At 45.5% G+C, this 20,363-nt stretch carries 19 protein-coding genes; 13 read left to right on the top strand and 6 right to left on the bottom strand.

Annotation, left to right across the window (positions count from 1 at the left end):
• Positions 1-11 precede the first annotated feature (11 nt).
• From FC96_RS13205 to FC96_RS09745, 3 genes are all read right to left on the bottom strand, one after another.
• Positions 12-164 (bottom strand): hypothetical protein, encoded by a 153-nt coding sequence (locus FC96_RS13205; RefSeq protein ID WP_235804752.1) that lies wholly within the window; start codon positions 162-164, stop codon positions 12-14.
• Between the two features lie 599 nt (positions 165-763).
• Positions 764-2,194 (bottom strand): MFS transporter, encoded by a 1,431-nt coding sequence (locus FC96_RS09750; RefSeq protein WP_056942861.1) that lies wholly within the window; start codon positions 2,192-2,194, stop codon positions 764-766.
• A 24-nt stretch (positions 2,195-2,218) separates the two neighbouring features.
• A complete protein-coding gene (locus FC96_RS09745) occupies positions 2,219-3,064 on the bottom strand; it encodes an NAD(P)-dependent oxidoreductase (protein ID WP_056942860.1) in 846 nt (281 codons plus the stop codon).
• 590 nt (positions 3,065-3,654) lie between these two features.
• Here FC96_RS09745 and FC96_RS09740 point away from each other — a divergent pair.
• From FC96_RS09740 to FC96_RS09715, 7 genes are all read left to right on the top strand, one after another.
• On the top strand, positions 3,655-4,023 hold the full coding sequence (locus FC96_RS09740) for a hypothetical protein (RefSeq protein WP_056942859.1): 369 nt from the start codon (positions 3,655-3,657) through the stop codon (positions 4,021-4,023).
• Between the two features lie 199 nt (positions 4,024-4,222).
• Positions 4,223-5,338, top strand: coding sequence for a protease pro-enzyme activation domain-containing protein (locus tag FC96_RS13200; protein ID WP_235804751.1), 1,116 nt, complete (start codon positions 4,223-4,225; stop codon positions 5,336-5,338).
• 18 nt (positions 5,339-5,356) lie between these two features.
• Positions 5,357-6,070, top strand: a complete 714-nt coding sequence (locus FC96_RS13195; RefSeq protein ID WP_054661110.1) for a S8/S53 family peptidase — start codon at positions 5,357-5,359, stop codon at positions 6,068-6,070.
• Between the two features lie 148 nt (positions 6,071-6,218).
• Entirely contained in the window at positions 6,219-8,075 is a 1,857-nt protein-coding gene (locus FC96_RS09730; RefSeq protein ID WP_056942858.1) for a S53 family peptidase, read from the top strand.
• Positions 8,076-8,211: 136 nt separating this feature from the next.
• The gene (locus FC96_RS09725; RefSeq protein ID WP_056942857.1) at positions 8,212-8,871 is read left to right on the top strand and encodes a hypothetical protein; all 660 of its coding nucleotides are present in this window, start codon (positions 8,212-8,214) and stop codon (positions 8,869-8,871) included.
• A 336-nt stretch (positions 8,872-9,207) separates the two neighbouring features.
• Positions 9,208-10,260 carry a matrixin family metalloprotease gene (locus FC96_RS09720; protein ID WP_056942856.1) on the top strand — a complete coding sequence of 351 codons (1,053 nt, stop codon included), beginning with the start codon at positions 9,208-9,210 and terminating at the stop codon, positions 10,258-10,260.
• A 152-nt stretch (positions 10,261-10,412) separates the two neighbouring features.
• On the top strand, positions 10,413-11,093 hold the full coding sequence (locus tag FC96_RS09715) for a hypothetical protein (protein WP_056942855.1): 681 nt from the start codon (positions 10,413-10,415) through the stop codon (positions 11,091-11,093).
• A gap of 309 nt (positions 11,094-11,402) precedes the next feature.
• On the opposite strand, the gene FC96_RS13190 is transcribed toward FC96_RS09715, so the two are convergent.
• Together FC96_RS13190 and FC96_RS09705 are read right to left on the bottom strand one after the other, a co-directional pair.
• Positions 11,403-11,525: a type II toxin-antitoxin system RelB/DinJ family antitoxin gene (locus FC96_RS13190; RefSeq protein WP_235804750.1), complete on the bottom strand. Its 123-nt coding sequence runs from the start codon at positions 11,523-11,525 to the stop codon at positions 11,403-11,405.
• Positions 11,526-11,581: 56 nt separating this feature from the next.
• A complete protein-coding gene (locus FC96_RS09705; protein ID WP_054661101.1) occupies positions 11,582-12,379 on the bottom strand; it encodes a hypothetical protein in 798 nt (265 codons plus the stop codon).
• A gap of 195 nt (positions 12,380-12,574) precedes the next feature.
• Here FC96_RS09705 and FC96_RS09700 point away from each other — a divergent pair, with 195 nt between their 5' ends.
• Positions 12,575-13,249, top strand: coding sequence for a hypothetical protein (locus tag FC96_RS09700; RefSeq protein ID WP_054661100.1), 675 nt, complete (start codon positions 12,575-12,577; stop codon positions 13,247-13,249).
• A gap of 42 nt (positions 13,250-13,291) precedes the next feature.
• On the opposite strand, the gene FC96_RS09695 is transcribed toward FC96_RS09700, so the two are convergent.
• The gene (locus FC96_RS09695; protein ID WP_056942854.1) at positions 13,292-13,825 is read right to left on the bottom strand and encodes a helix-turn-helix domain-containing protein; all 534 of its coding nucleotides are present in this window, start codon (positions 13,823-13,825) and stop codon (positions 13,292-13,294) included.
• 416 nt (positions 13,826-14,241) lie between these two features.
• On the opposite strand from FC96_RS09695, the gene FC96_RS09685 reads away from it, so the two are divergent.
• The 5 genes from FC96_RS09685 (at position 14,242) to FC96_RS09665 (ending at position 20,254) form a co-directional block, all read left to right on the top strand.
• Entirely contained in the window at positions 14,242-14,988 is a 747-nt protein-coding gene (locus FC96_RS09685) for a WxL domain-containing protein (protein ID WP_054661098.1), read from the top strand.
• A gap of 97 nt (positions 14,989-15,085) precedes the next feature.
• Positions 15,086-16,144 carry a WxLIP family cell surface protein gene (locus FC96_RS09680; protein WP_082593549.1) on the top strand — a complete coding sequence of 353 codons (1,059 nt, stop codon included), beginning with the start codon at positions 15,086-15,088 and terminating at the stop codon, positions 16,142-16,144.
• Complete coding sequence (locus FC96_RS09675) at positions 16,107-16,511, top strand: LPXTG cell wall anchor domain-containing protein (RefSeq protein ID WP_056942852.1); 405 nt, start codon at positions 16,107-16,109, stop codon at positions 16,509-16,511. Before FC96_RS09680 ends, FC96_RS09675 begins: the two co-directional genes overlap by 38 nt.
• Entirely contained in the window at positions 16,511-18,148 is a 1,638-nt protein-coding gene (locus FC96_RS09670) for a hypothetical protein (RefSeq protein ID WP_056942851.1), read from the top strand. The genes FC96_RS09675 and FC96_RS09670 overlap by 1 nt, the downstream gene beginning before the upstream one ends.
• A gap of 660 nt (positions 18,149-18,808) precedes the next feature.
• Positions 18,809-20,254 (top strand): SpaA isopeptide-forming pilin-related protein, encoded by a 1,446-nt coding sequence (locus tag FC96_RS09665; RefSeq protein ID WP_054661094.1) that lies wholly within the window; start codon positions 18,809-18,811, stop codon positions 20,252-20,254.
• The last annotated feature ends 109 nt before the right edge of the window (positions 20,255-20,363 follow it).

The raw sequence follows: 20,363 nt of genomic DNA, 5'->3' as shown, positions 1-20,363 counted from the left end.
TGGTGATGTTGTTAAATCCAAACGTTCCCAAAAAGATGGGTTAGATCGAAGTGTTTGTCAGTAAAAACCCGCTGACTAGCGACTAGTGAGAACGAGACGTTTTTCTTGAATAACGGATGATTGATAATTTCAATTTTTAAGAAGCTTAGACGGTTATTTTTCATTCCTAGCACCTCCTTCAACGACTATAACATAGTTTTAAACGCGATATCCGTTTGAAACCGACCGTTACTTGTTTAAATTTTAATCAGAATTCGGTTTGGAAACATCGGTGTGTCGATGAGTCTAGCATTCGTTGTCGAATGGCGCTTTGTTACCCGTTATTTTGATTGACATGACCGACTTAATTCGATATATTATTGGTATTGAAAAGAGGCCACCGGGGGCCTGCCCGATGACCTCAACACGGTCTAGATAACTATTGGTCAGAAGCTAATCCTTGTGGTTAGCTTCTTTTAGTATCTGAGTTGCGCGAGCATACACGAGATATGCCTTCGCTAATACCCAGATGGTGATGGCTATTTCTAGCGTCACCCAGACCTCCAGTTTCTCTATATGGCATAACAACACCTCCTGGTCTAGGGAAGATTGAGGGGTGTATGTTATCCGTTACCGCATGGGATAGCTACGCTGTTATGCAGTAGTTGAACGCTGTAACATTTAAAATCTATCCTCTAGTGTGGGGTTTATAGGCCACCACCAAAACGCCTCCTAGTCATCTTAGCCGATTACTGGGAGGCGTTTTTTAATTCACAGATGTCACTTACTCCGACTCCTTCGCTGATTTCCGGGCCGCCCGCAAACTCGAAATGTAGCGGTTGGCGACAATGATTGCCGCGATAATTGAGATGACAAAGGCGCCGAAGAAGACGATCGCAAAGGCGTGCATGAAAGCTGGACCCACCTGTGGTGTGATGTGGGTGACGCCAGGGAGGAAGAAGAACAGCAGCGTTGCGCTAAAGCTGACCCCGACAGTCGTGCCAATCGTCCGGGCAAACGAGTTCAGTGAGCCGGCGATCCCAGACAGGTCCTTTGGCACCAATCCCATGGTCAACGCGTTGTTTGGCGACAGGAAGAACGCCATCCCGAAACCGTTGAGCACGATTGGCAGGATAATTCGTGGAAAGTCGAGGTTGCCGGGATACATAATGTAGCCAATTTGCGAGAAGGCCAAAATGACGAGGCCAAAGGTGGTCATGAGCTGCCGGTCAAAGTGGTCGGCTAGGTAACCTGAGATTGGCGAGAAAATCAGCATGACGATGGGCTGAATCATGATAATCAACCCGCTATTGAACGGCGATAGGCCGCTATAGCTCTGCAAGTAAAAGGGTAGTAAGACGTTTGAGACCGAGTTGACCAGCATCACCAACAATAAGGCGGTGATGGAGACCATGTAGCGCCGGTTGTGCAGGATTTGCGGGGCGATCCACGGTGTTTTGGCACGGTCGTCTTGAACAAACGAGTAGAAAATGAGCGCCGCCCCAACGGCCAGCACGAGAAAAGCAATCACAGTCTGAGAGTGGTCCTGAAAAATGAGGCCACTTAAGAAGAACAAGATGACCCCAACTGAGAAGATGGATTGACCCAACCAGTTGACCCCCTTGGCCGCCGTCAACACTTGGCTGGCCTTTTCTTTTGGCACCGGCAAGACCTTCATCCCAAACACGATAATGAGTAACATCAGTGGTACGTTGATCAGGTAAATCCACCGCCATGAAGCCACCGACATGATGAAACCGCCGATGGACGGTCCGGAGATGGAGCCGACTGAGATAAACATGGAGATGTAGGAGAGCGCCTCGGCCCGCTTGCTATCCGCAAAGTAATCCGACACGATCCCCATGGAATTGGCCATGATCATGGCTGACCCGACCGACTGAATCACCCGGCCAATCAAAATCACGGTCAGCGTGGGCGCGATCCCGGTGATTGCCGAACCGACAGTAAAGATGAGGCCGCCGGCGAGGAAAATGCAGTTTTTCGACAAGATATCACCGAAGTGGCCAAACGCCACAAGAAAAATAGTGGTGGTAATGAGCCCAATTTGTAGGACCCAGGTCGCGCCACTACTACTGACGCCCAGTGATAATGCAATTTTGGGAATAGCTAGACTTGTACTGGAGCCTGCTAAGGCACTCAGTAGCGAAAAGACGCCTAGCACGAAAATAACGCGTAAGCCTTTCTTATCAGTCATAATTTTCTCCTCTTATTCGATGCCTTATTTTTTTAGCGAAGTGTTTTTATGAGTGATATCGCTAAAGCGTGCTTCGCCCTCCACGGCGTCAACCGCCATTTGCAACCGACGCATGGAGGCTTTGACCATTGGTAATTCAACCAACTTGTCGGTGGCGGAGAGCAGTTCAACCTCATCTGCGACGGAGTCCTTGAGCGGCCGCGGATTATTTTCATCCAATGCTCGGGTAACAACGGGCTTCAGCGGTCCCAGTTGCATCAGGTGCAGCGTGGTGTCGTAGTCGATATCGTAGACGTCGGCCAGGTCCAGTGTTTCGCGAATTCCAGCTTCGGCGGCCATAATGCCGACGTTAGTGATGAGCTTGAGCTTAGCACCGTTTCCCGATTTACCAACGTATTCAACGTGGCCGAAGGTTTCAAGTACGGGCTTTGCTGACTCATAAGCAGTTTTATCTCCTGCGGGAATCAACACTAATGACCCTTCGCGAGCATACCGGACACCGCCGATAATTGGTGCGTCGAGCAGTTTCGTCTGAGCTGGCATGGCGGCCTTAATGGTAGCAATTTTCTCCGGGTCCAGGGTGGAAGTAACAATCAGAATACTGTCCGGATTAAGAAAGTGAACGATTCCAGATTGGTTGCCGGTCCCGAGGTGCAGATCAAGCACGTCGGTTGACATGACCGATGTGATGATGATGGATGACGCTCGAACGGCTTCTTCAAGCGAGTGAGCAACGTGAATCTGGTCGCTTGCTAAGCGGCGGGTCTTGTCGCTATCCCGGTCAAAAACCGTGACGGTATACCCATTAGCTACAAGGTGTGGCACCATTTCACTTCCCATGAAACCAGTGCCGATGAATGTAATGTTCATGATTGAAATCCCCCTCATATGTCAGTTCGAAAATAATCTTACTTCTATAAGAATAGGTTACCACTAACGACTTTAATCACGGTATTTAACGTCTCGTGCACCTAACCCTTCGGCAGGAGTGGGAGTTTGCATGATATGATCGCATAGTTAGTCGTCATCTTCTGCCAGCGCTCGATACAAGGCCGCTTGACTCTCCACGTGAATCAGGGGGATTTTTTGCATGGGCGACGACCACTAGAGCACGCAAACGGTGTTGGCTGAATCAAACTGTTACGTTATGCAAACAATAAATTTCATGAAAACGAGTAGTGCTGAAAAAAGAGTGTACTAACAGTATTTTAGGTTTTTCGGTCGTCAATAGAATATGCATAGAAATTAAATGTTGCGAATCAATTGCCTTGTAGGTTGGGCTAATGAAGTGGTAATCTATTTTATAAAATGGGGTCAAATAAAAGCTTGCTTTTATCAAATTTATGATTGATAAATGACTTATAGATGATGGCTTTTGGAATCGATTGGAAAGCCGTGACTGGGGTATACAACGGCATGGTAAACGTGTCCGCTAGCACATCATTGGGGGAGGAAATGAAGTGAACAACGAAATTCGACGGTTCGAAACGATCGGTGACCTTTTTAACTACTATGCAGCTCAAAATGTGGACGCAATTTCGCTTGATGTTAGAAGTGGAACCCTGACATTTCGAACGGGTCGCAAGCTTAAAGAGGTCTTGGTACACGGTGGACGACTTGTCTCAAGCCGGATTCAACTTCCTGTTATTCGAAATGTGGCGCAACGAAGAGTGTTATTAAACTTTGATCCAGATGCGTTTATTGAACTGTTAAGTCAAAGTGGAATTGCTTTTTTGAAATATACTTTTCGGATTAGATTGCTGGACTTTTACGACAGCCAAGAGCGATTAATCTTGTCTCACAATTACGAAATAGCAGACGAACTTTAAAAAGTGGCTAATTTCCGAGTTGGATTACTTTGAGTTCGTTTTTTTTTTTGATAAGCTATCACCTGAAATATTACAAAACGTTTGCGATATAACACTTTTAATGTTTCAACTAAATACTGTAACAATAGACAGAGGAGTTTGCCGATTTAATTAATCTGCTGGAAACCGAAAGTTGTTGAGACCAAAATAGGGGGAGTTTATGATGAAACACCAATTATTACGATTTAGTCTGGCGTTGGTAGGCGGAGCTGTGTTTGGCGGCCTAACAGGCGGCTTCGCGCCTCAAGCAAATGCTGCGACGACGTCAGTGTCGATTGCTTTGAAACCACAGAATCAACAAGCGTTAACGGATGCTGTCTATGACACGGTTGATCCGACGTCGCCCAACTACCATCACTATTTGAGCGCAGGCGAGGTTGCCAATCAGTTTGGTCGGTCTGACAGTGATATTGCAGCTTTTAAGCGGTATTTCAAGAAGTACAAACTGCAGACCAGTGTTTATCGGGGGCATTTTTACATACAAGTTCGAGGGTCTTATACCAACCTGGTTAAGGCGTTCAAAGCCAAGCGATCCCAGCATGGTAAGACCAAGATTACGACGTATCAGTTACCAGTCAATCTGAAAAAACAAGTGTTGGCCGTTGTGGGACTGAACGCTAAAAAAACAGCAACCAAGCGTTCTCACAAGACGACAACAAGCATTAAGCTTGCGGCTCAAAAGCCGAACACCGACTTATCAGGTACCGAATTTTCTAAGAAGTACGGTGCCACTAAGTTTACAAGCCATTATCAAGTTGATCAGCTTTACAAGCGTGGATTAGCAGGCGCAGGTCAACAAATTGGGCTCATTGCTGGTTCTGATTTCAAAACGGGAGATGTGAAGCGCTACCTTACTGAAAACGGCATCTCAGCGGATACTAGCCGGATTCATAAACACTACGTTGGACCGAAAAAAGATATCCAAGGCACTCTAACGGATAATTCTTTCCGCCCCGCTCAAGTTGAAACGACATTAGATGTCGAACAGGCTGCTTCTGTTGCGCCCGGAGCGCAAATTCAGACTTACTTATTCCCGCTGAATTCCAATGCAGTCAGTGGCGATGCGGGTTACTTGAATGGCTATGCGTATGCGATTGCTGACAATAAGGTCAAGCAAATTTCAAGTAGTTATGGGTATGCTAATGAACTGGTTGGAATGGATGCTTGGGCAAGTGTGACACCTAAGCAATACAATGCGGCATTTAACGCCTTATTCCAACAGGCTGCGTTACAAGGGATTACACTGTTCAACGCTTCAGGAGACCACGGACCATAAGAAGATACAGAAGCCGGGATGAAACCAAACTTTACGTTCTCAACGTCACCATTTGAAGTTCAGGTGGGTGGTACAACGTTGCCGTTCCAGAAAATTACAAGTTCTGGTCAATTGATCAAGGTGTTAACGGAACGTGCCTGGGGTAAGTCATACGGCTTATCTGCTGCTGAATTAAAGCAAGGGGCCTTCGCCGGTGGTGCTGGTGGTTTTTCAAAGCTTAACGCAACACCGCGTTACCAGTTAGGTGTCCCAGGGGTTAATACGTTTAGTGCAATCCAACGGCTAACGTTTAAAAACGGCAAGTTTGCGCTTAATAAGCATCCGAAATTGATTCACGGAACTGGTCACGGGCGCAATATTCCGGACGTTTCAGGAAACGCTGACCAAGACACGGGTTATGCTGTTTATACAAGCTTGTCTAAGACTAAGGGCAAGCATCCTCACAAGGCCCAAGCATCGTGGATGGTTGCTGGTGGGACCAGTTTCGTTGCCCCACAAATGGCAGCCGCTAACGCAGTGATGAATAGTGGATTATCCACTCCAATCGGTTTCTGGAATCCGCAAATTTACAAGTTCGCCCAAGAAGCTGATTCACCGTTTAACGTACTTGATTCGGATACGAACAACGACAACCTGTATTACACGGGACAACCTGGTAAGTTGTACAACCAAGCCACTGGGTTGGGAACCGTGAACTTTGAAAAACTGTACGGGAAGTTTGGTGGCAAGTAAGTCTAGTTGCTTGGTGTTACCGGCCTTACAGCATATAATATCGCTAAAGAAAAACGCCAACGCTCTTCTTGACTGTTATGGGAAATTAACAGGTGAGGAAGGGCGTTTGGTCTACCCGGAGAGGGATAAGTTAAAGGGGGAAGTTAAGATGAAGCAGAAAGGGTTACGATTGGCGTTGGCAGCCGTTGGGGGTGCTCTTATTGGGGGTGGCGTGTTTGTGGCAACTGCGCAAAGTGCTCAGGCAGACCAGATATCAGTTTCTTTGGTACTGAAACCGCATAATGCCGCTGAGATGGCACAAGCAGCATACGCAACGGTTGATCCGACATCACCTAACTATCATCATTACCTAAGTGCCGGTGATGTGGCGACACAGTTCGGTCACACCACTAGTGAAATTCAACAGTTCAAAGATTATTTTAGCAAGTACAAGCTCAGAACTAGTGTGTACCACGGGAACCTTTATTTGCGGATTAAGGGAAATTACAATAGCATGATGAAGGCTTTTAAGGCCACTAGAACAGCGACGGCTAAGAGTGACCGAACGAGTTATAAGTTACCTGGTAACTTACAAGACCAGCTCGTTGCCGTCGTGGGGCTGACCTCCAAGGATATTAATGGCGGGAAAAAGCATCAGGCTACCAAGAAGAAGTCCCACTTGAAAACGCACGTGGAAAAGACGAGCGATACCCCGAATACAGGGCTGTCTAATAAGGCCTTTTCAGAAGCTTATGGGGTGGCAAAATTTGCTGACCGATATCAAGTCAATAAGCTCTACGACAGAGGTCTAACGGGGACAAACCAACAAATTGGGATTATCAGTGGCTCTGATTTTAACGTCAGCGACGTTTCCAAATATCTCGAACAGGTTGGCGTGACGCCCAATGTGTCGCGGATTCAAAAACAATACATTGGACCGAAAAAGGATATCACGAATTTAATGTCATCACCAACGGGTCGGCCAATGCAGTTTGAGACCACTTTGGATGTTGATCAAGCTGCATCAGTAGCGCCGAACGCCGGAGTTCAAGTTTACATTGTGCCTGGAATGTCTAACTACGTCACGAATGAGGCCGCCATGTTGAACGGTTTTGCGTACGCTATTGCCGATAACAAGGTTAGACAGATTTCGACCAGCTATGCGTATGGAAATGAGTTAATTCCAGATGATCAAGGGGAAAGCGAAACGATTACGTCCTATAACAACGCTTACAACGTTATTTTCCAGCAAGCTGCTGTTGAAGGGATTACCATTTTTAATGCGAGTGGGGATTCTGGCCCATACATGGAACCGTCTGCGAAGCAAAATTTGTCGATCCCAACGTCGGAATATCAAGTTGAAGTCGGCGGTACAACCATACCATTCCAAAAAATTACGACGGATGGTCAACTCGTTCAAAACGATCAAGAACGGGCCTGGGGAAAACTGTCCGGCCTGACAAAGGCCCAGATCAAGCAGGGAATCTTCAGTGGTAGTACGGGTGGCTTCTCGCGATTGAACCCAACCCCGAAGTACCAACTGGGGGTACCCGGTGTCAATACGTTTAACGCGATTCAACATCTGACTTTTAAGGATGACAAATACACAATCAACAAGAATCCCAAGATGATCAGTGGTACCGGGAGCGGTCGAAACGTTCCTGATGTGGCTGGGAATGCGGATGCTGACACAGGCTACGCGGTCTATGTGAGCTACACGAAAACACCGAACGGAGACGATGCTTCCAAAACGTGGTCGGTTGCTGGTGGGACCAGTTTCGTGGCACCCCAGATGGCGGCGGTTAACGCCTTGATGAACAGCGGTCTAAACGCACCAATCGGCTTTTGGAATCCGCAAATTTACAAGTTTGCGCAAAGTAGCGATTCGCCATTTACACCATTGGATTCAATCACGAACAACGATAATTTATACTATACAGGTCAGCCAGGCAAGCTGTACAACCAAGCAACTGGGCTTGGAACGATCAACTTTGATAAGTTGTATAGCAACTTTGGCGGAAAGTAGTGATAGGAGAGCGGCTTTGGGCCGCTCCTTTTTTGAGTGTGCGAGGAATTTCCATGGCTAGCTAAATAAGTAATGGAAGTTTCTCTAGTTTTTTATTTGGAACAAAATTATAATACTGTTAAAAGGGGGAGGCATTATGTTTATTAGCAAAAAAAGAGTGGTAAGTACCTTAGCGATTACAATTGGGTTAATTGGGTTGGCCACGTCAATCCAGGCCAATGCTAAAACGACGTTCGAAGATTATTATGCTGTGACAACTAAAGCCACAAAGGCTTTGCCAAAAGGAACACGGGTGCAGGTTTATCGCACAGCCACCAAGAATGGTAAGCAATTTGCCAGTGTCGATGTTTCGCGTCTTAGCTATGAAGTCCAAAAACGAGCAGGAAATAAGTATTCAGTTGTTATCGCTACCGCAAACTTAAAGAAGATTGCGACACCAGCTTCTGACAAGTTAACTGTTTTATCTAAGGGCGCAAAATATACAACGGACGCTAGATACAAAGCTGCAAATAAATTAAAGGTTACGACGGACGGCTACGTTCAGTATTTTGCGAATAGTTTCAAGAAAGCGCCGATTTCTAGTACGAAATTAACGGCCTCCCGGGCCAAGGGCAACATTGTTTACCTGTACAGCAAGACCAACATGGCAAAGTTGCCAGATAAGCATATTCATAAGCATGGGAACTATCAATATCGGTTAGCCATTCGTGATAATCAGAAGCAGGATGAGTTGTCCCAAAGTTATTCGGTGGGGACGTTGAAGAATTTATTTTATGACGTAACTATGAAAGCATAGAATCAGTATTCTGAAAGAAGTAGCCACATCCGTTTCCACGAATTGTATTGACCTGTATTTCGATTAAAAGACATCAAGTAAAGACTTCACGCAAAGGTCGCAGTTTTTACAGGTGATATTTTATTTCAATAATATTAAACTTACGGACATAAAAACAATATAACGGCAGAACCGTCTGAATAGATGGTTCTTTTTAATATTTTTATCAAATTTAAGTCTTTTTATGTATAGATACAAAAATCTATGAAAAATCATACAAAGTTCTAACTTTGTTCACATCTTATGGTTATTATTAAATCAGTTACAAAAATACTATGTTGAAAGAGGGTCCTCGTTATGTCTCCAAGATTGAAAAAAGTTTTAGCCAGTGTCAGTTTGCTGTCTACAGTTGCATTAACCCCACTAGCAGCTTCTGCCGCTGCAACTCCTCAGTTGGTCAGCAGTGACGGTTATCCAGTTCGTTATCAAAATGCCAAAGCTTCTTTTTATAACAAATCAGCTAGTGAAGGTTACGCCAATGTATGGCGTGCTGCTCGAGATAATTGGAATTCGACAGGGGCATTTACTTGGACCGAAACCAGCAATGTAGACTCACGGACTTTCACTTCCTCAGTTAGCAGAAATGATGGTGATTGGTATAATGCTACAGGGTTAACTTATTCGCGAGTCCAGATTGATGCCAATAACCCAGCCTGGCAAACAGGTGCTTCGATTTATCTTAACCGCTATTATTTAGATCTAGATAACTACACGACTGCGGAAAAAGAAACTGTAGCCACCCATGAAATGGGTCATGGGTTAGGATTAGATCATAATCCAGAAACAAATAGCATTATGTATTATGCAGCTCGGGATCAGTCAATTAGTAACGATGACATTCAAGGAGCAGTAAATATTTACTCATCAGCACGTGTGCTTAACTCTGATGAAACAGAACCAGAATCAGTTGCTAATGATACGGCCGGCATGCATCTTGAATATCGGAAAGATTATACTGGGCAAAGTGGTCTCGCTCAACTTAAAAATGACAGTGAGATGACGGTAGTTGGAACTATTAAATCTGCTAAGGAAACTGATGATTTTTCTGAAGATACGCCAAGTCATTACACAACTCATAAGTTAGCAATTAGCGAAACACTAAAAGGAACGGCTTTAGAATCAGTTGATTTCATTCAAGCTGGAACTAGTAAAGTTGTCAACAGCGATACGAAAGCGCTTAAAGATGGCGATCGCGTCTTAGTCACCCTTCAAAAAGACGATAGTGGTAACTGGCACGCGGTTAACAATGGGCAAGGATTATTCATCGGTGATAGTTCTAAAGCTCGTTCGGCTGAAACGTTCTCACGTGCTTCCGATGGTAGTACAGTAACAGCTGATATGTTTAAATAACGTTTTGAATTATTAAACCTACATCAGTCATACCAATGAAAATTGGGTCGGCTGATGTAGTTTTTTTGATTACAGGTTAAAATAAATGAAAAAACTTTTTCTGGTTTTTTAGGTGAAACAAAATTATAATATTGTCAAAAGGGGGAGTTACCATGTTTAGAAGTAAGAAGGTTTTATTAAAGGGTTTAATTGCAACTGTTGGTGTGTTTGGATTTGTTGCATCGACGCAGGCAGCTGCTAAAACCACTCCAGTTGCTCGACAGACAACACCGACAACTTTTTACGCAGTTACGAAAGCTGCTACAAAGGCGTTACCAAAGGGTACCCGGGTTCAAGTTAACTATACGGTAACTAAGAACGGTAAGAAATATGCTGCCGTTGACGCATCGCGTCTTAGCTATAAGCTGCAAAAACAGGCTGGTAGCCGTTCACAATTGGATGTTATCGCGTCTAACTTAAAGAAGGTTGCGACGCCAGCTTCTGACAAGTTGAATGTATTGTATAAAGGTGCAGCGTATACAACCGCAACCAAGGCCGCTAACGCCCACAAAATCAAGGTAACAACTGATGGATACGTTCAGTATTTTGCAAATAGTGTGAAAAAAGCACCTGTTTCTAGCACTAAGATTACTGCTTCTCGGAGTAAGGGGAATATCACTTATCTGTACAGCAAGACCAATATGGCCAAATTACCAGACAAGCGGATTAGTAAGCACGGCAATTACCAATATCGATTAGCTATTCGTAACAATAATAAACAGAATAAATTGTCTCAAAGTTATTCAGTAGGGACGTTGAAAAACTTGTTTTACGTACCAACTTTAAAAGCATAGAGTGAATAGTTGGAAAAGAGATGCAAAATGAAATGCCCCATAACCGTTGGACAAATTGACGGCTATGGGGCATTTCATTTTGACAGTTTTTTGATTTATCGCTAGTTTTCTTAGTCATTTTGGTTATACTGATTGCTTTTAAAAATTGTTCGAGCATGCTTGCTGAACAACTATTTAACAGCTTAGCTATTAATGATTTAACCAGCTCACCCCGGCCTCAGGGTTGCTGATTTCGATGTAATCTCGGCTTTTGATAGCATTTTGCAAGCGAAGGTTTGGTTGGGAGACTTCGAAAGGGAGGCCACCTTTTTAGATGGTCTTTTTCGCGAAGAGTCGAAAAGCTTCTCCTAGGGTTAATCCGCGTCTCCTGAGGACAACTTCTAACGCTTCTTTTTCTTGTTCATCCATCCTGAAATGTACTTGGCTAGTCATAAGTCTCACCTCCGTTGTAATGGTAGTGCTACAGGATGCCCGTGGTAACCGATCGCTTACTCCAAGTCAGGCTGATCTGACAACTCATCCAATTGCCGAAAATTATTTTGTCGAATTTCGGCAACAAGGCGCTTGATTTGCTCGTCATCGTAATCGGGACCCAACAATTTTTGGGCGATTTGCCTGGCCTGCGCAAGGTCTAGCTGCTCTCTGAATTGACTGGGTGTGAACGACTTCGCAACCTGACTCCGTGGTGGTTCAGGCGGATTCGTCACCTGAATTTCTGCGGCGTAGCGGTTCACAGCGTGGGCCATGAATCGCAGTGACTTCAGGCGGTTCGCCATCGTGCGACGAGATAGGTTGAGTTTTAAGCTTCCGATTCCCTCGAATTCGACGAAGGTGGTGTTGTCCGGGCCGGTGCTGAGATCAAACTGGTCTTTGAGATACCGGATCCAAGAGGGGTGGTTATACGCATTCGCCTTGCCCGGGATCATCATGAGATTGCCGCAAGCATATGGAACCAGCCGATTCATCTGGAGAGCTTGGCCGACCGTGCGACAAATGTCAGCCCGGTAGTTGAACACAAAGGTTTCGGGGAGCGTATTCAAAAGCCGGTTAATCGTGGGTCGGATCGCGATGATACCGCGCTTCCGATACAGGATAACAGTATGGTACTGACTGTTATCTTCCAGCGGAAACATGGCTCGAAAATCATCCCAGTCCACCTGATAGGTCGCGGTGTCATCGTGATTAAAGATGTCGGAAGCCTTTAAGTGTAAGGGGTCTAAGTAACCCTGGGTGCGAACAGTGTCAGACAGGGGCAACGTTAAGTGTGCAAATTGGTAAAATGTCACCGAATATTCCTCCATTGGGGGTGCGGGGTGGCGTCAACAAAATTAGGTATAGCCCAATTTATTCACCCACAATATAACTTGGTCGCGGATAATATGCAAGTATTTTTGTTCTGAGGGCCGCATTTAAGTCCTCCTTGAATTCTAACTGAACGCAAAAAACAAAAATGTTATCCTACCTCTAGGAGGGTGATAATAATGAAAAATATACAATGCTTAGGATTAATCGTTGTTACCATGGGTGCGCTAACCATTGGGGGAATCACGGCTAGCGCTCAAACAACCGGTTCAGATAATTTGCCATCGCAAGTTGGTCAATTAGTGGTCACTGACACGGCTAAATTCGCTAAAATAAAGGATAATTATAAATCGTTTGATTTAATGACCACGGCCCCTAATTCGGTCGATGGCACCAGAACGACGAGTTGGGAATCGGCTAACTTAAGTGATCAACCATTTAATAACGTTGTTCGGGTTCAAAAGGTCGCCAATAACGGCTCACAGTACGGGTGGTATCAAATTTCGCGGTTGGGTAATCTAAGCAACGCGCATTATTGGGTATCGGGGCAGGCTGTCACTAAGCCGACAACGTTCTTGGCAGCCCTAACGGCTAAAAATACCACGTCGACGACGTCCATTGACCATCCGGCACTGACAAGTGAGATTCAGTTCACAATTAAGAAAGCCGTTCCGGTCTATAACGTTAAGGGCCTGGACCTATTAATGTTGACCACGCCTAACGAAACGACTAGTTACCATCTGACCCAAGACCAAGTGGTCAAAACGCCGGCGGGGCAAATCCTGTACCCCATTGGTCATGACCGATATGTGAACAGCCACGATGTTAACGCGTCCCATGTGACTCTATTGTAATTATGTAAGAGACCGCCATTCTCGGCGGTCTTTTTTAGTCACTTAGTCGAGTTGGGTCAGGGCCACTTGCACCTTTTGACGCCATTTATAAACAGTTTGTCTTGAAACGTGCCATTTTTTAGCGATGGCGGAAATGCTCAAATTATTTTCAAGGCGGTCAATGATGAAGCGTTGGCCCCAGATGTCGCAAGTCTCAAGCAGAGCCGTCAGTTGACTGGCTTCCAGAATGGCTTGCTCCATATCAAAATTAAGGGCGGCTGCATCAATGGCCTCATCCACCACGGTTTGTTCCTGCACGTTCTCGCGGGTCGCTGCAGGTCGGGTGACCATGTTGAGAAATCGCCGGTAGAGCGCCAGCCGGGCGTACGCGAGAAACGGCTTGGGGTGGAGCCAAGGATCATCGGGGTATTTTTGGAAAATATCGACAAATAACAGCCACCCTTCTTGAACGAAGTCCTCGTAACGGTCGTCATAGTGGCGGATGCCCAGTTGTTTCAGCGCGCTATAAATGATGATGCGGTGGTCGCCAGTGGATAGAAATTCAAATGCGTCGTGATTTTGGTTTTTGTTCGTCATTTTTTGACCTCTCAAATTAGATTAGCCATACCGGTATGACGAGGTTAGTGTACTGGGAGTTTGGGTCGTGAAACAAACCAGCTTACAGGTAGTCAAGAATGGTAAGTTCATGAGGAATATTAGAGGGGAACACCGGATAAATATTGGTATAGAACGATTTTGCGATGAGTTAAAAAATGATGAGCAAACGATAGTTTTTAATAAAACAAAAATGTTCTGGAAAGTTTGTGATTTTAGGGTTAAGTCTTGCTGCTACGCAGTTGCTAAGATGAAATTAGATCATTAGAACCGTTCATTAAACTTAGCGAAGAATTCGTCAATTTGTGAGCGTAAATCTTTAGATTAATGAACGAACATGTTATCATACAGTCACTTGATAATGTTTCATTTGAAATTTAAAACGAGGGGCGATATACATGTTTAAGAAGGCAAGTTTGTTAAAGGGATTAGTCACACTAGGGACATTGGCATTAGCGTTTGGGGGAACAGTTTCAGCATCCGCAGCGGATACAACCACGGCCAATCCGGGGCCAGGAACGTCTAGCAGCAACTTAAGCGGCAACACTTCTGTGAGTGGCGCCAAGACCATTTTCACACCTGACGAAAAGTCAAACACGGCAACGGGGAAGTCAACGGCCGAATTCAAAGTGAACGGTGGCGTTTTGAACTTAGTGGCTGTTCCAGATTTGAACTTTGGCGAAATTTCTGGGAACACCATCATCAATGGTGGGACTCAGAAGTTAGTTAGCAACAAGGTTACTGACCCTGGGACATCAAAGAATAAGACAGCGTTTGATGGGAATAGTACCGGGGACTTGATCATCAGTGACTTACGTGGAACGACTGGTGGCTGGACGTTAAATGCAGCGATGAACCCAGAATTTACAACTGATGGCGGGACCGCAATCGCTGGTGTTACCATTGACCTTAAGGGGTCAGCTAATTCGTCCTTAAACAAGGCATTAACGCTTGCAGGTACGAAGATCAGCGAGACGGCTCAAGCTATCGTCGACGGTAAGAGTAATGGTGCCGGTGATACTGACTTTAAGTTAAGTACAGCCGACAACGCCACATTGACGTTCCCGGCAAACACTAACAGCGCCTTCACTTCAAAGGCCCCTTATCAAAGTGATATTACTTGGACCTTAGTTGCAGCTCAATAAGTTTGAAATTCTGACGGGTGCAAGTTTTTGTACCCGTTTTTTGTTAAATTTCAAAAGAAGGCGAGGTGGTCAGGCCCGGGTGCCTGATCCTGTTAAGATGAAAAAATTTTGGACCGTATTATTGACGATTGTGAGTTTATTAATTGGTGGTGGGCTGTTTAGTCAAACAGCTGCTGCCGCAGACAATGGGGCGAAATTCACCATTAAGCCCATCTACCCGAAAAACCAGCTCGATTCCTCTCTTGGTTATTTTCAATTAAAAACGAAGCCAGGTTCGACTGGGAAACTTGGCGTCACTGTGGCTAACTTGGATCGGTCGCAAAGCCGTAAGATTAAAGTACAACCCGTTGTGGCAACCACTTCGGACGACGGGCAGATTAACTACACGCCAAGCAATAGTAAGTTAAATGCAAGTGCGCAGTTGGAATTGCCGAAGCTGATGTCAAAAGCCGTCACCGTTAAACTTGCGCCATTGACGCAGCGCCAAGTTACCTTTAGTTACAAGATTCCGGATGCTGGGTTCAAGGGGACGCTTCTAGGCAGTATTTACGCACTAGACGAAACGGCTTCTAATTCTAAGGCAAAAGGTTTCACGATTAACAATCGCTTTGCGATGGCACTGGGCGTCTCAATGACGACCAACCCGAACTGGGTGGTATCGCCAAACTTCGAGTTGGGTGATGTGGCGGCTCGAGTGGTGGATAATCAACCGGCTGTCGTGGCGAACCTTCGCAACGTAGCGCCGACTTACTTCCGTGGCATGAACGTCAAAACTGATGTCACGCAGAAGGGAGAGAGCAAGAAACTCTATCAAGCACGGTTGAATGATGGGTCAATGGCCCCAACGTCGAATTTTAACTTCCGGGTTGATACGAAGGGTAAGGCAATCCCAGCTGGTGATTACACGTTAAATATGACGGTTAAAGTCGGCAAACGCACGTGGCATCTGACGAAGGACTTCACTGTTACGGCTGCAGATCACGACAAGATCGCAGCAAAAATTGGTGAGAAGCAACCGAACAACTGGCTTTATTGGTTGATTGGGATTTTAATCATCCTACTTCTCATTTTGTTGGCATGGACCTTCTATCGTCTCGGCAAAAAAGGGGGCCGCAAAGATGACAAGCCCACACAGGACAAACCAGAAGATCATTAAAACTAGCCTCTTGCTGGTTGTTTTTGGGGTGGCGTTTTTCTTGATTGGGCAAACATCAATGGTTGCAGCAAAGGAGAGCACGGCTCAGTTTGAAGTTGTCGGTCGGGCCCCAGACGTTATTGACCAAGGAAACTTGCCAACGGGAAAACTTCCGCCAAAAAAGCCGGGTATCACCCAACTGACAAGAGGTCGCGCGGTGCCTGACCAGAATAAGGGGCAGCAAGCAACACCTAAAAACGCAAACCAGTCCAAGGGATGGCTGCCGCAAACGGATGAAGCAACTTGGGGTGTGGTCACGGCGATTGGCGTCGTTTTGGCCCTTATCTGGCTTATTTTGTGGCGGCAACGGAAAAGGGGGCGTGAGTGATGACAAAGTTCAAACAGATTGTTGGCTGGGTCGCGATGGCCCTAGCTATTCTAGGTTTAACGGTCTTCATGAGCGCTGGCCGAGCAGCAGCCGATACTAGTGCTCCCGCAGATCCGACGGGGGACACGGCCCCGAGTGAGTTGGGGAAGTATTGGCAGTTTATAGGGTTTAGTGGTGTCACTCAAAATGGTATGATTGCCCAACCTAATAATCAAAATGTGGTCGCGACCTCAGGAAGTTCAATGGACGTACCACTTAGTTTTCAAGCGACTAATGATAATGGAATCTGGCCGTATTGGCCATTCCCGCAGAAAAAGACAAATGCTGTTTCCTATCGAAGATATGACAGCAGCTGGGGTACTAGTTTTAGTTCCACCAAGAGCTATAAGTCTAATGAAAAGCAGCCAATTTCTTCGCTCACTAGTAGTATTTCAGTGCCGACAACTCCAGGAACGTACTACTATCAGTTGAAGTTACAGTTTACTGATGGGTCGCCCAAAACCATTTATAGCGAGGTCTTTTCCATAACTGTGGTCCCTCAACCCGTAAAAGCTATTGGGGTTGCGCCAACGGCTAATCCGCAAGAGGTTTTGTGGGGGCAACCCAGTCGCGTTCAGGCTAATCTAAATCCAAGTAATAGTACGGCAATCGTTTCTTGGCAATCCAGTGCACCAGCTGGGCAGACGGCTAGTCTCAGTAATTCAACGGGGAATTCAACGTTACTCTACACTCCAAATCCGTCACCTGATGAAGATAAGGGGGATAATGCTGCATTTTGGGCGGATAACGGCACCCCAATGACAGTTACGGCCACTGCCACTAACGACGACAAGTCAACGGTGACTGGCGAGGCCAAGGTCACATTAGGTGGGCTGCACCCGCTGACGGTCGAAAAAGGACAGGCAATTTCACTGAAGCCAGCAGCGTTAAATAACGTGAGTTATCCGGGGACACCGCAGTTCTCCTGGCGCATCTATGATGCAAATAAAAAGACGTACAGCCTCCAAACCGGCGAAACTGCTGAGTTAAACAAGGATACGTTCAAGTGGAACAACGTTCAGGGGTCTTCGAACAAGATGTACTATCAACTAGTGGTGGGCTTTAAAAATGATAAGGGGACGACGTATTGGTACAGCAACATCGCCCCAATTACCATTACCACCACAACGAAGACGCCGACGTTAATTGCTGTTCCCGACCTCGCTTTCCGGCTGAGTTCTGGCCAGGATCCGACGGTTGCTGATTTCTACCAAAGCAGTGGGGTCAAGCTTAATTACGTGACGCCGGCTAATTTGAAAGCGCCGACCTATGACGGTAATAAGGCTGGTGCCATTGCGGTCGGGGGCAAGAACGTCCCGTGGACACTATCGGTTGCTTTCTCGGCGTTTAAGAGTACAGCTGGCAACTACCTGGCGACGAGTGCCGGTGGGGCAGCCACAATCGGCTTGCAACTTAGCACTGGCGCTGCAGTGACCTTAAAGGATAATAACCAAGCTCAACAGGTCGCCCAAAGTAGCGTTAGTGATTTTTCAGCAACCGTTGACAACAAGAGTAGCCTCGTCTTTGGTCAGATCCCGAGTATCAAGGCGGGCACGTACCAATCAACGGCAACGTGGACCCTGGTCAAGGGACCTTAAAAATACCGCTTCAAGTTGTTTATTACTTGAAGCGGTATTTTTTTTACTTTTTTATAAAAACCGTGTGAGTTCACAGTGTTTAGCCATTTTAATCCAGGTCCTTTGTTTCAAAAAAACGACTGTCTTTGTGATTGTTATCACCTATTTAATCTGCTTAAACAATGAATAAGAGACTGGAAAATTTTTTTTAGAAATATATTATTTATCGAAATCTAATGCGTTGGTATGAATAATCCGACAATCAGTAGAAAGATGATATTACATAAATTTAGCTATGTCATTCCGAAATGTTATGAAAACGCTATATATTAGTCAGAGGGGGAAATAGATGACTCGAGATGAACAAAGTTTAAGTGCCGGTTCATATATTTAAGAGAGACTAATATTATAATTTACGGTCTAATTATGCTATTATTCCCGTTATAAAATTTATCAATTTAGTTAACGTAAGCACTTTGTCTTAAAGAAAAAGTACTGATCTTTTTAGCAATTGACACTGATTTGGTCATTTAAATCTTAATAATTTCCGTTCAGCCCTATCAACACTGGAATACCGGCATGTTTCCAAGGTGATAATCAGTCGATAATTATTGAGACATTTATACAAATATGTTACATTCTCATGCGTAGGTGGTTTTTATTTTTGAGGAGGAAGAGTAGATGAAAGAGAATTTTTGTCAAGTTACCATGCGTCGGATCGGACTACTGGGGATTGTAGCCGCTCTGGTCGTGGTATTTAGTTTTATTGGGGCCAATTCTGCTTCGGCCAAAACGGTTGCGGTTAAGGGGTTAGACGCAGCCAGTGTCACGTTGAACGAAGCCGAATCGGGTAAAACGGTTAATGCGACTGATTCATTGAGTCAATGGGTCGCTTATAAAGCCAACTACAAATGGTCAATTGACGATGCAACTAAGATTGAAGCAGGTGATACAGCAACGGTGAATTTGCCAGATGCTGTAAAACCGGCTTACGATTATCAATTCGCAATTTACAGCGATGATGACGCCAGCACATCAGTTGGTGAATTTGCCATCAAGGCGGGTAGCAACGAAGGGACGATTACATTTTCTGATTACTTCGTGACCCACGACAAAAACCGTCAGGGGACGTTGCAAATTACGGTTAACGGGACGGACACTACCGGGGCGCCCAACACTAATTGGGAAATTAACAAGCTCGGGTGGATTTCAAGTCAAGATCCTGTGACCACCACGCCTAATAAAGCAACTTGGAATATTGCACTGAATCCAAACAGCAATCATTTAACTAACGTGGTCATCGAAGACACGTTAGGTGAAGGCCAAAAGTTTGATGCTGATTCATTAGTTGCCCACACGGGAAGTTTTGATGCAAACAGCATGTTTAAGGACGATGGCGGGATTATTAAGCCAGAAATTACCGTTGATGGTAACCACGTTACTATCAAATTTGCGACTTTAACTACTGCTGTTAATATGACGTATACCGCTGATTTAACGGAAGTTCCAGCATCAAAACAGTGGACAAACACGGCCACTTTCTCGGCTGATGGAAGCGGCTCACCATTGACGGCTAGCTCATCTGCTACGATTGCCTGGGGTGGCAGTGGTAACGGTGAAGGTGATAAAGAGACCCCTAAAAAGACGGGTTACGTGACATTGATAAAAACCAGTGAGGGTTATTGTCCGAAGCGCCTTTCGGGTGCGGTCTTTAGCTTATATAGCAAGGATGGCAAACTCGTAAAGTCTGGTTTAACCACGAACTCGCGTGGTCAATTCACCGTTGAAAAATTGACGGTTGGCGATTACTATTTCGTAGAAACTAAAGCGCCAGCAGGGTATCAACGCCAAGATGGTCATGTGGCCTTTACAATTTATGACAACCAAATGACCAATGTCACGGTGAAAAACGCGAAGCAAGCAAAGCAACCTTGCCAGCCAACCCGGCCATCTCACCACAAAGACAACTGCAACACGCCTCGTCCGCACAATACGCGTCCGGGTTGCCAACCACGTAGCCCAAAACGGACGTCTAACTGTTATCCATATCAAATTCAAATTAAGCGGAGCTGCTGGTCAATTCCTGTTCGCCAAGTGTGCTCATGGGGCTTTGGCTTCTTCTTTTAATGCGAAAAATAAATAACTAACTGAACATAGCCACCTACAATTAACATTTAATGGTCCCACAATCCTTAGGATTGGGGGCCATTTCATTAATCCTAAATACGGGGGAACG

It is taken from the genome of Secundilactobacillus kimchicus JCM 15530, assembly GCF_001433995.1.
Taxonomy (GTDB): Bacteria; Bacillota; Bacilli; order Lactobacillales; family Lactobacillaceae; genus Secundilactobacillus; species Secundilactobacillus kimchicus.
This window is presented reverse-complemented; position numbering and strand designations above follow the sequence as displayed.

Bases quoted from the DNA above. Each gene is read 5' to 3' on its own strand.
- FC96_RS13205 (WP_235804752.1), bottom strand. From the start codon at position 164: ATGAAAAATAACCGTCTAAGCTTCTTAAAAATTGAAATTATCAATCAT.
- FC96_RS09750 (WP_056942861.1), bottom strand. From the start codon at position 2,194: ATGACTGATAAGAAAGGCTTACGCGTTATTTTCGTGCTAGGCGTCTTT.
- FC96_RS09745 (WP_056942860.1), bottom strand. From the start codon at position 3,064: ATGAACATTACATTCATCGGCACTGGTTTCATGGGAAGTGAAATGGTG.
- FC96_RS13200 (WP_235804751.1), top strand. From the start codon at position 4,223: ATGATGAAACACCAATTATTACGATTTAGTCTGGCGTTGGTAGGCGGA.
- FC96_RS13195 (WP_054661110.1), top strand. From the start codon at position 5,357: ATGAAACCAAACTTTACGTTCTCAACGTCACCATTTGAAGTTCAGGTG.
- FC96_RS09730 (WP_056942858.1), top strand. From the start codon at position 6,219: ATGAAGCAGAAAGGGTTACGATTGGCGTTGGCAGCCGTTGGGGGTGCT.
- FC96_RS09725 (WP_056942857.1), top strand. From the start codon at position 8,212: ATGTTTATTAGCAAAAAAAGAGTGGTAAGTACCTTAGCGATTACAATT.
- FC96_RS09720 (WP_056942856.1), top strand. From the start codon at position 9,208: ATGTCTCCAAGATTGAAAAAAGTTTTAGCCAGTGTCAGTTTGCTGTCT.
- FC96_RS09715 (WP_056942855.1), top strand. From the start codon at position 10,413: ATGTTTAGAAGTAAGAAGGTTTTATTAAAGGGTTTAATTGCAACTGTT.
- FC96_RS13190 (WP_235804750.1), bottom strand. From the start codon at position 11,525: ATGACTAGCCAAGTACATTTCAGGATGGATGAACAAGAAAAAGAAGCG.
- FC96_RS09700 (WP_054661100.1), top strand. From the start codon at position 12,575: ATGAAAAATATACAATGCTTAGGATTAATCGTTGTTACCATGGGTGCG.
- FC96_RS09695 (WP_056942854.1), bottom strand. From the start codon at position 13,825: ATGACGAACAAAAACCAAAATCACGACGCATTTGAATTTCTATCCACT.
- FC96_RS09685 (WP_054661098.1), top strand. From the start codon at position 14,242: ATGTTTAAGAAGGCAAGTTTGTTAAAGGGATTAGTCACACTAGGGACA.
- FC96_RS09680 (WP_082593549.1), top strand. From the start codon at position 15,086: ATGAAAAAATTTTGGACCGTATTATTGACGATTGTGAGTTTATTAATT.
- FC96_RS09675 (WP_056942852.1), top strand. From the start codon at position 16,107: ATGACAAGCCCACACAGGACAAACCAGAAGATCATTAAAACTAGCCTC.
- FC96_RS09670 (WP_056942851.1), top strand. From the start codon at position 16,511: ATGACAAAGTTCAAACAGATTGTTGGCTGGGTCGCGATGGCCCTAGCT.
- FC96_RS09665 (WP_054661094.1), top strand. From the start codon at position 18,809: ATGAAAGAGAATTTTTGTCAAGTTACCATGCGTCGGATCGGACTACTG.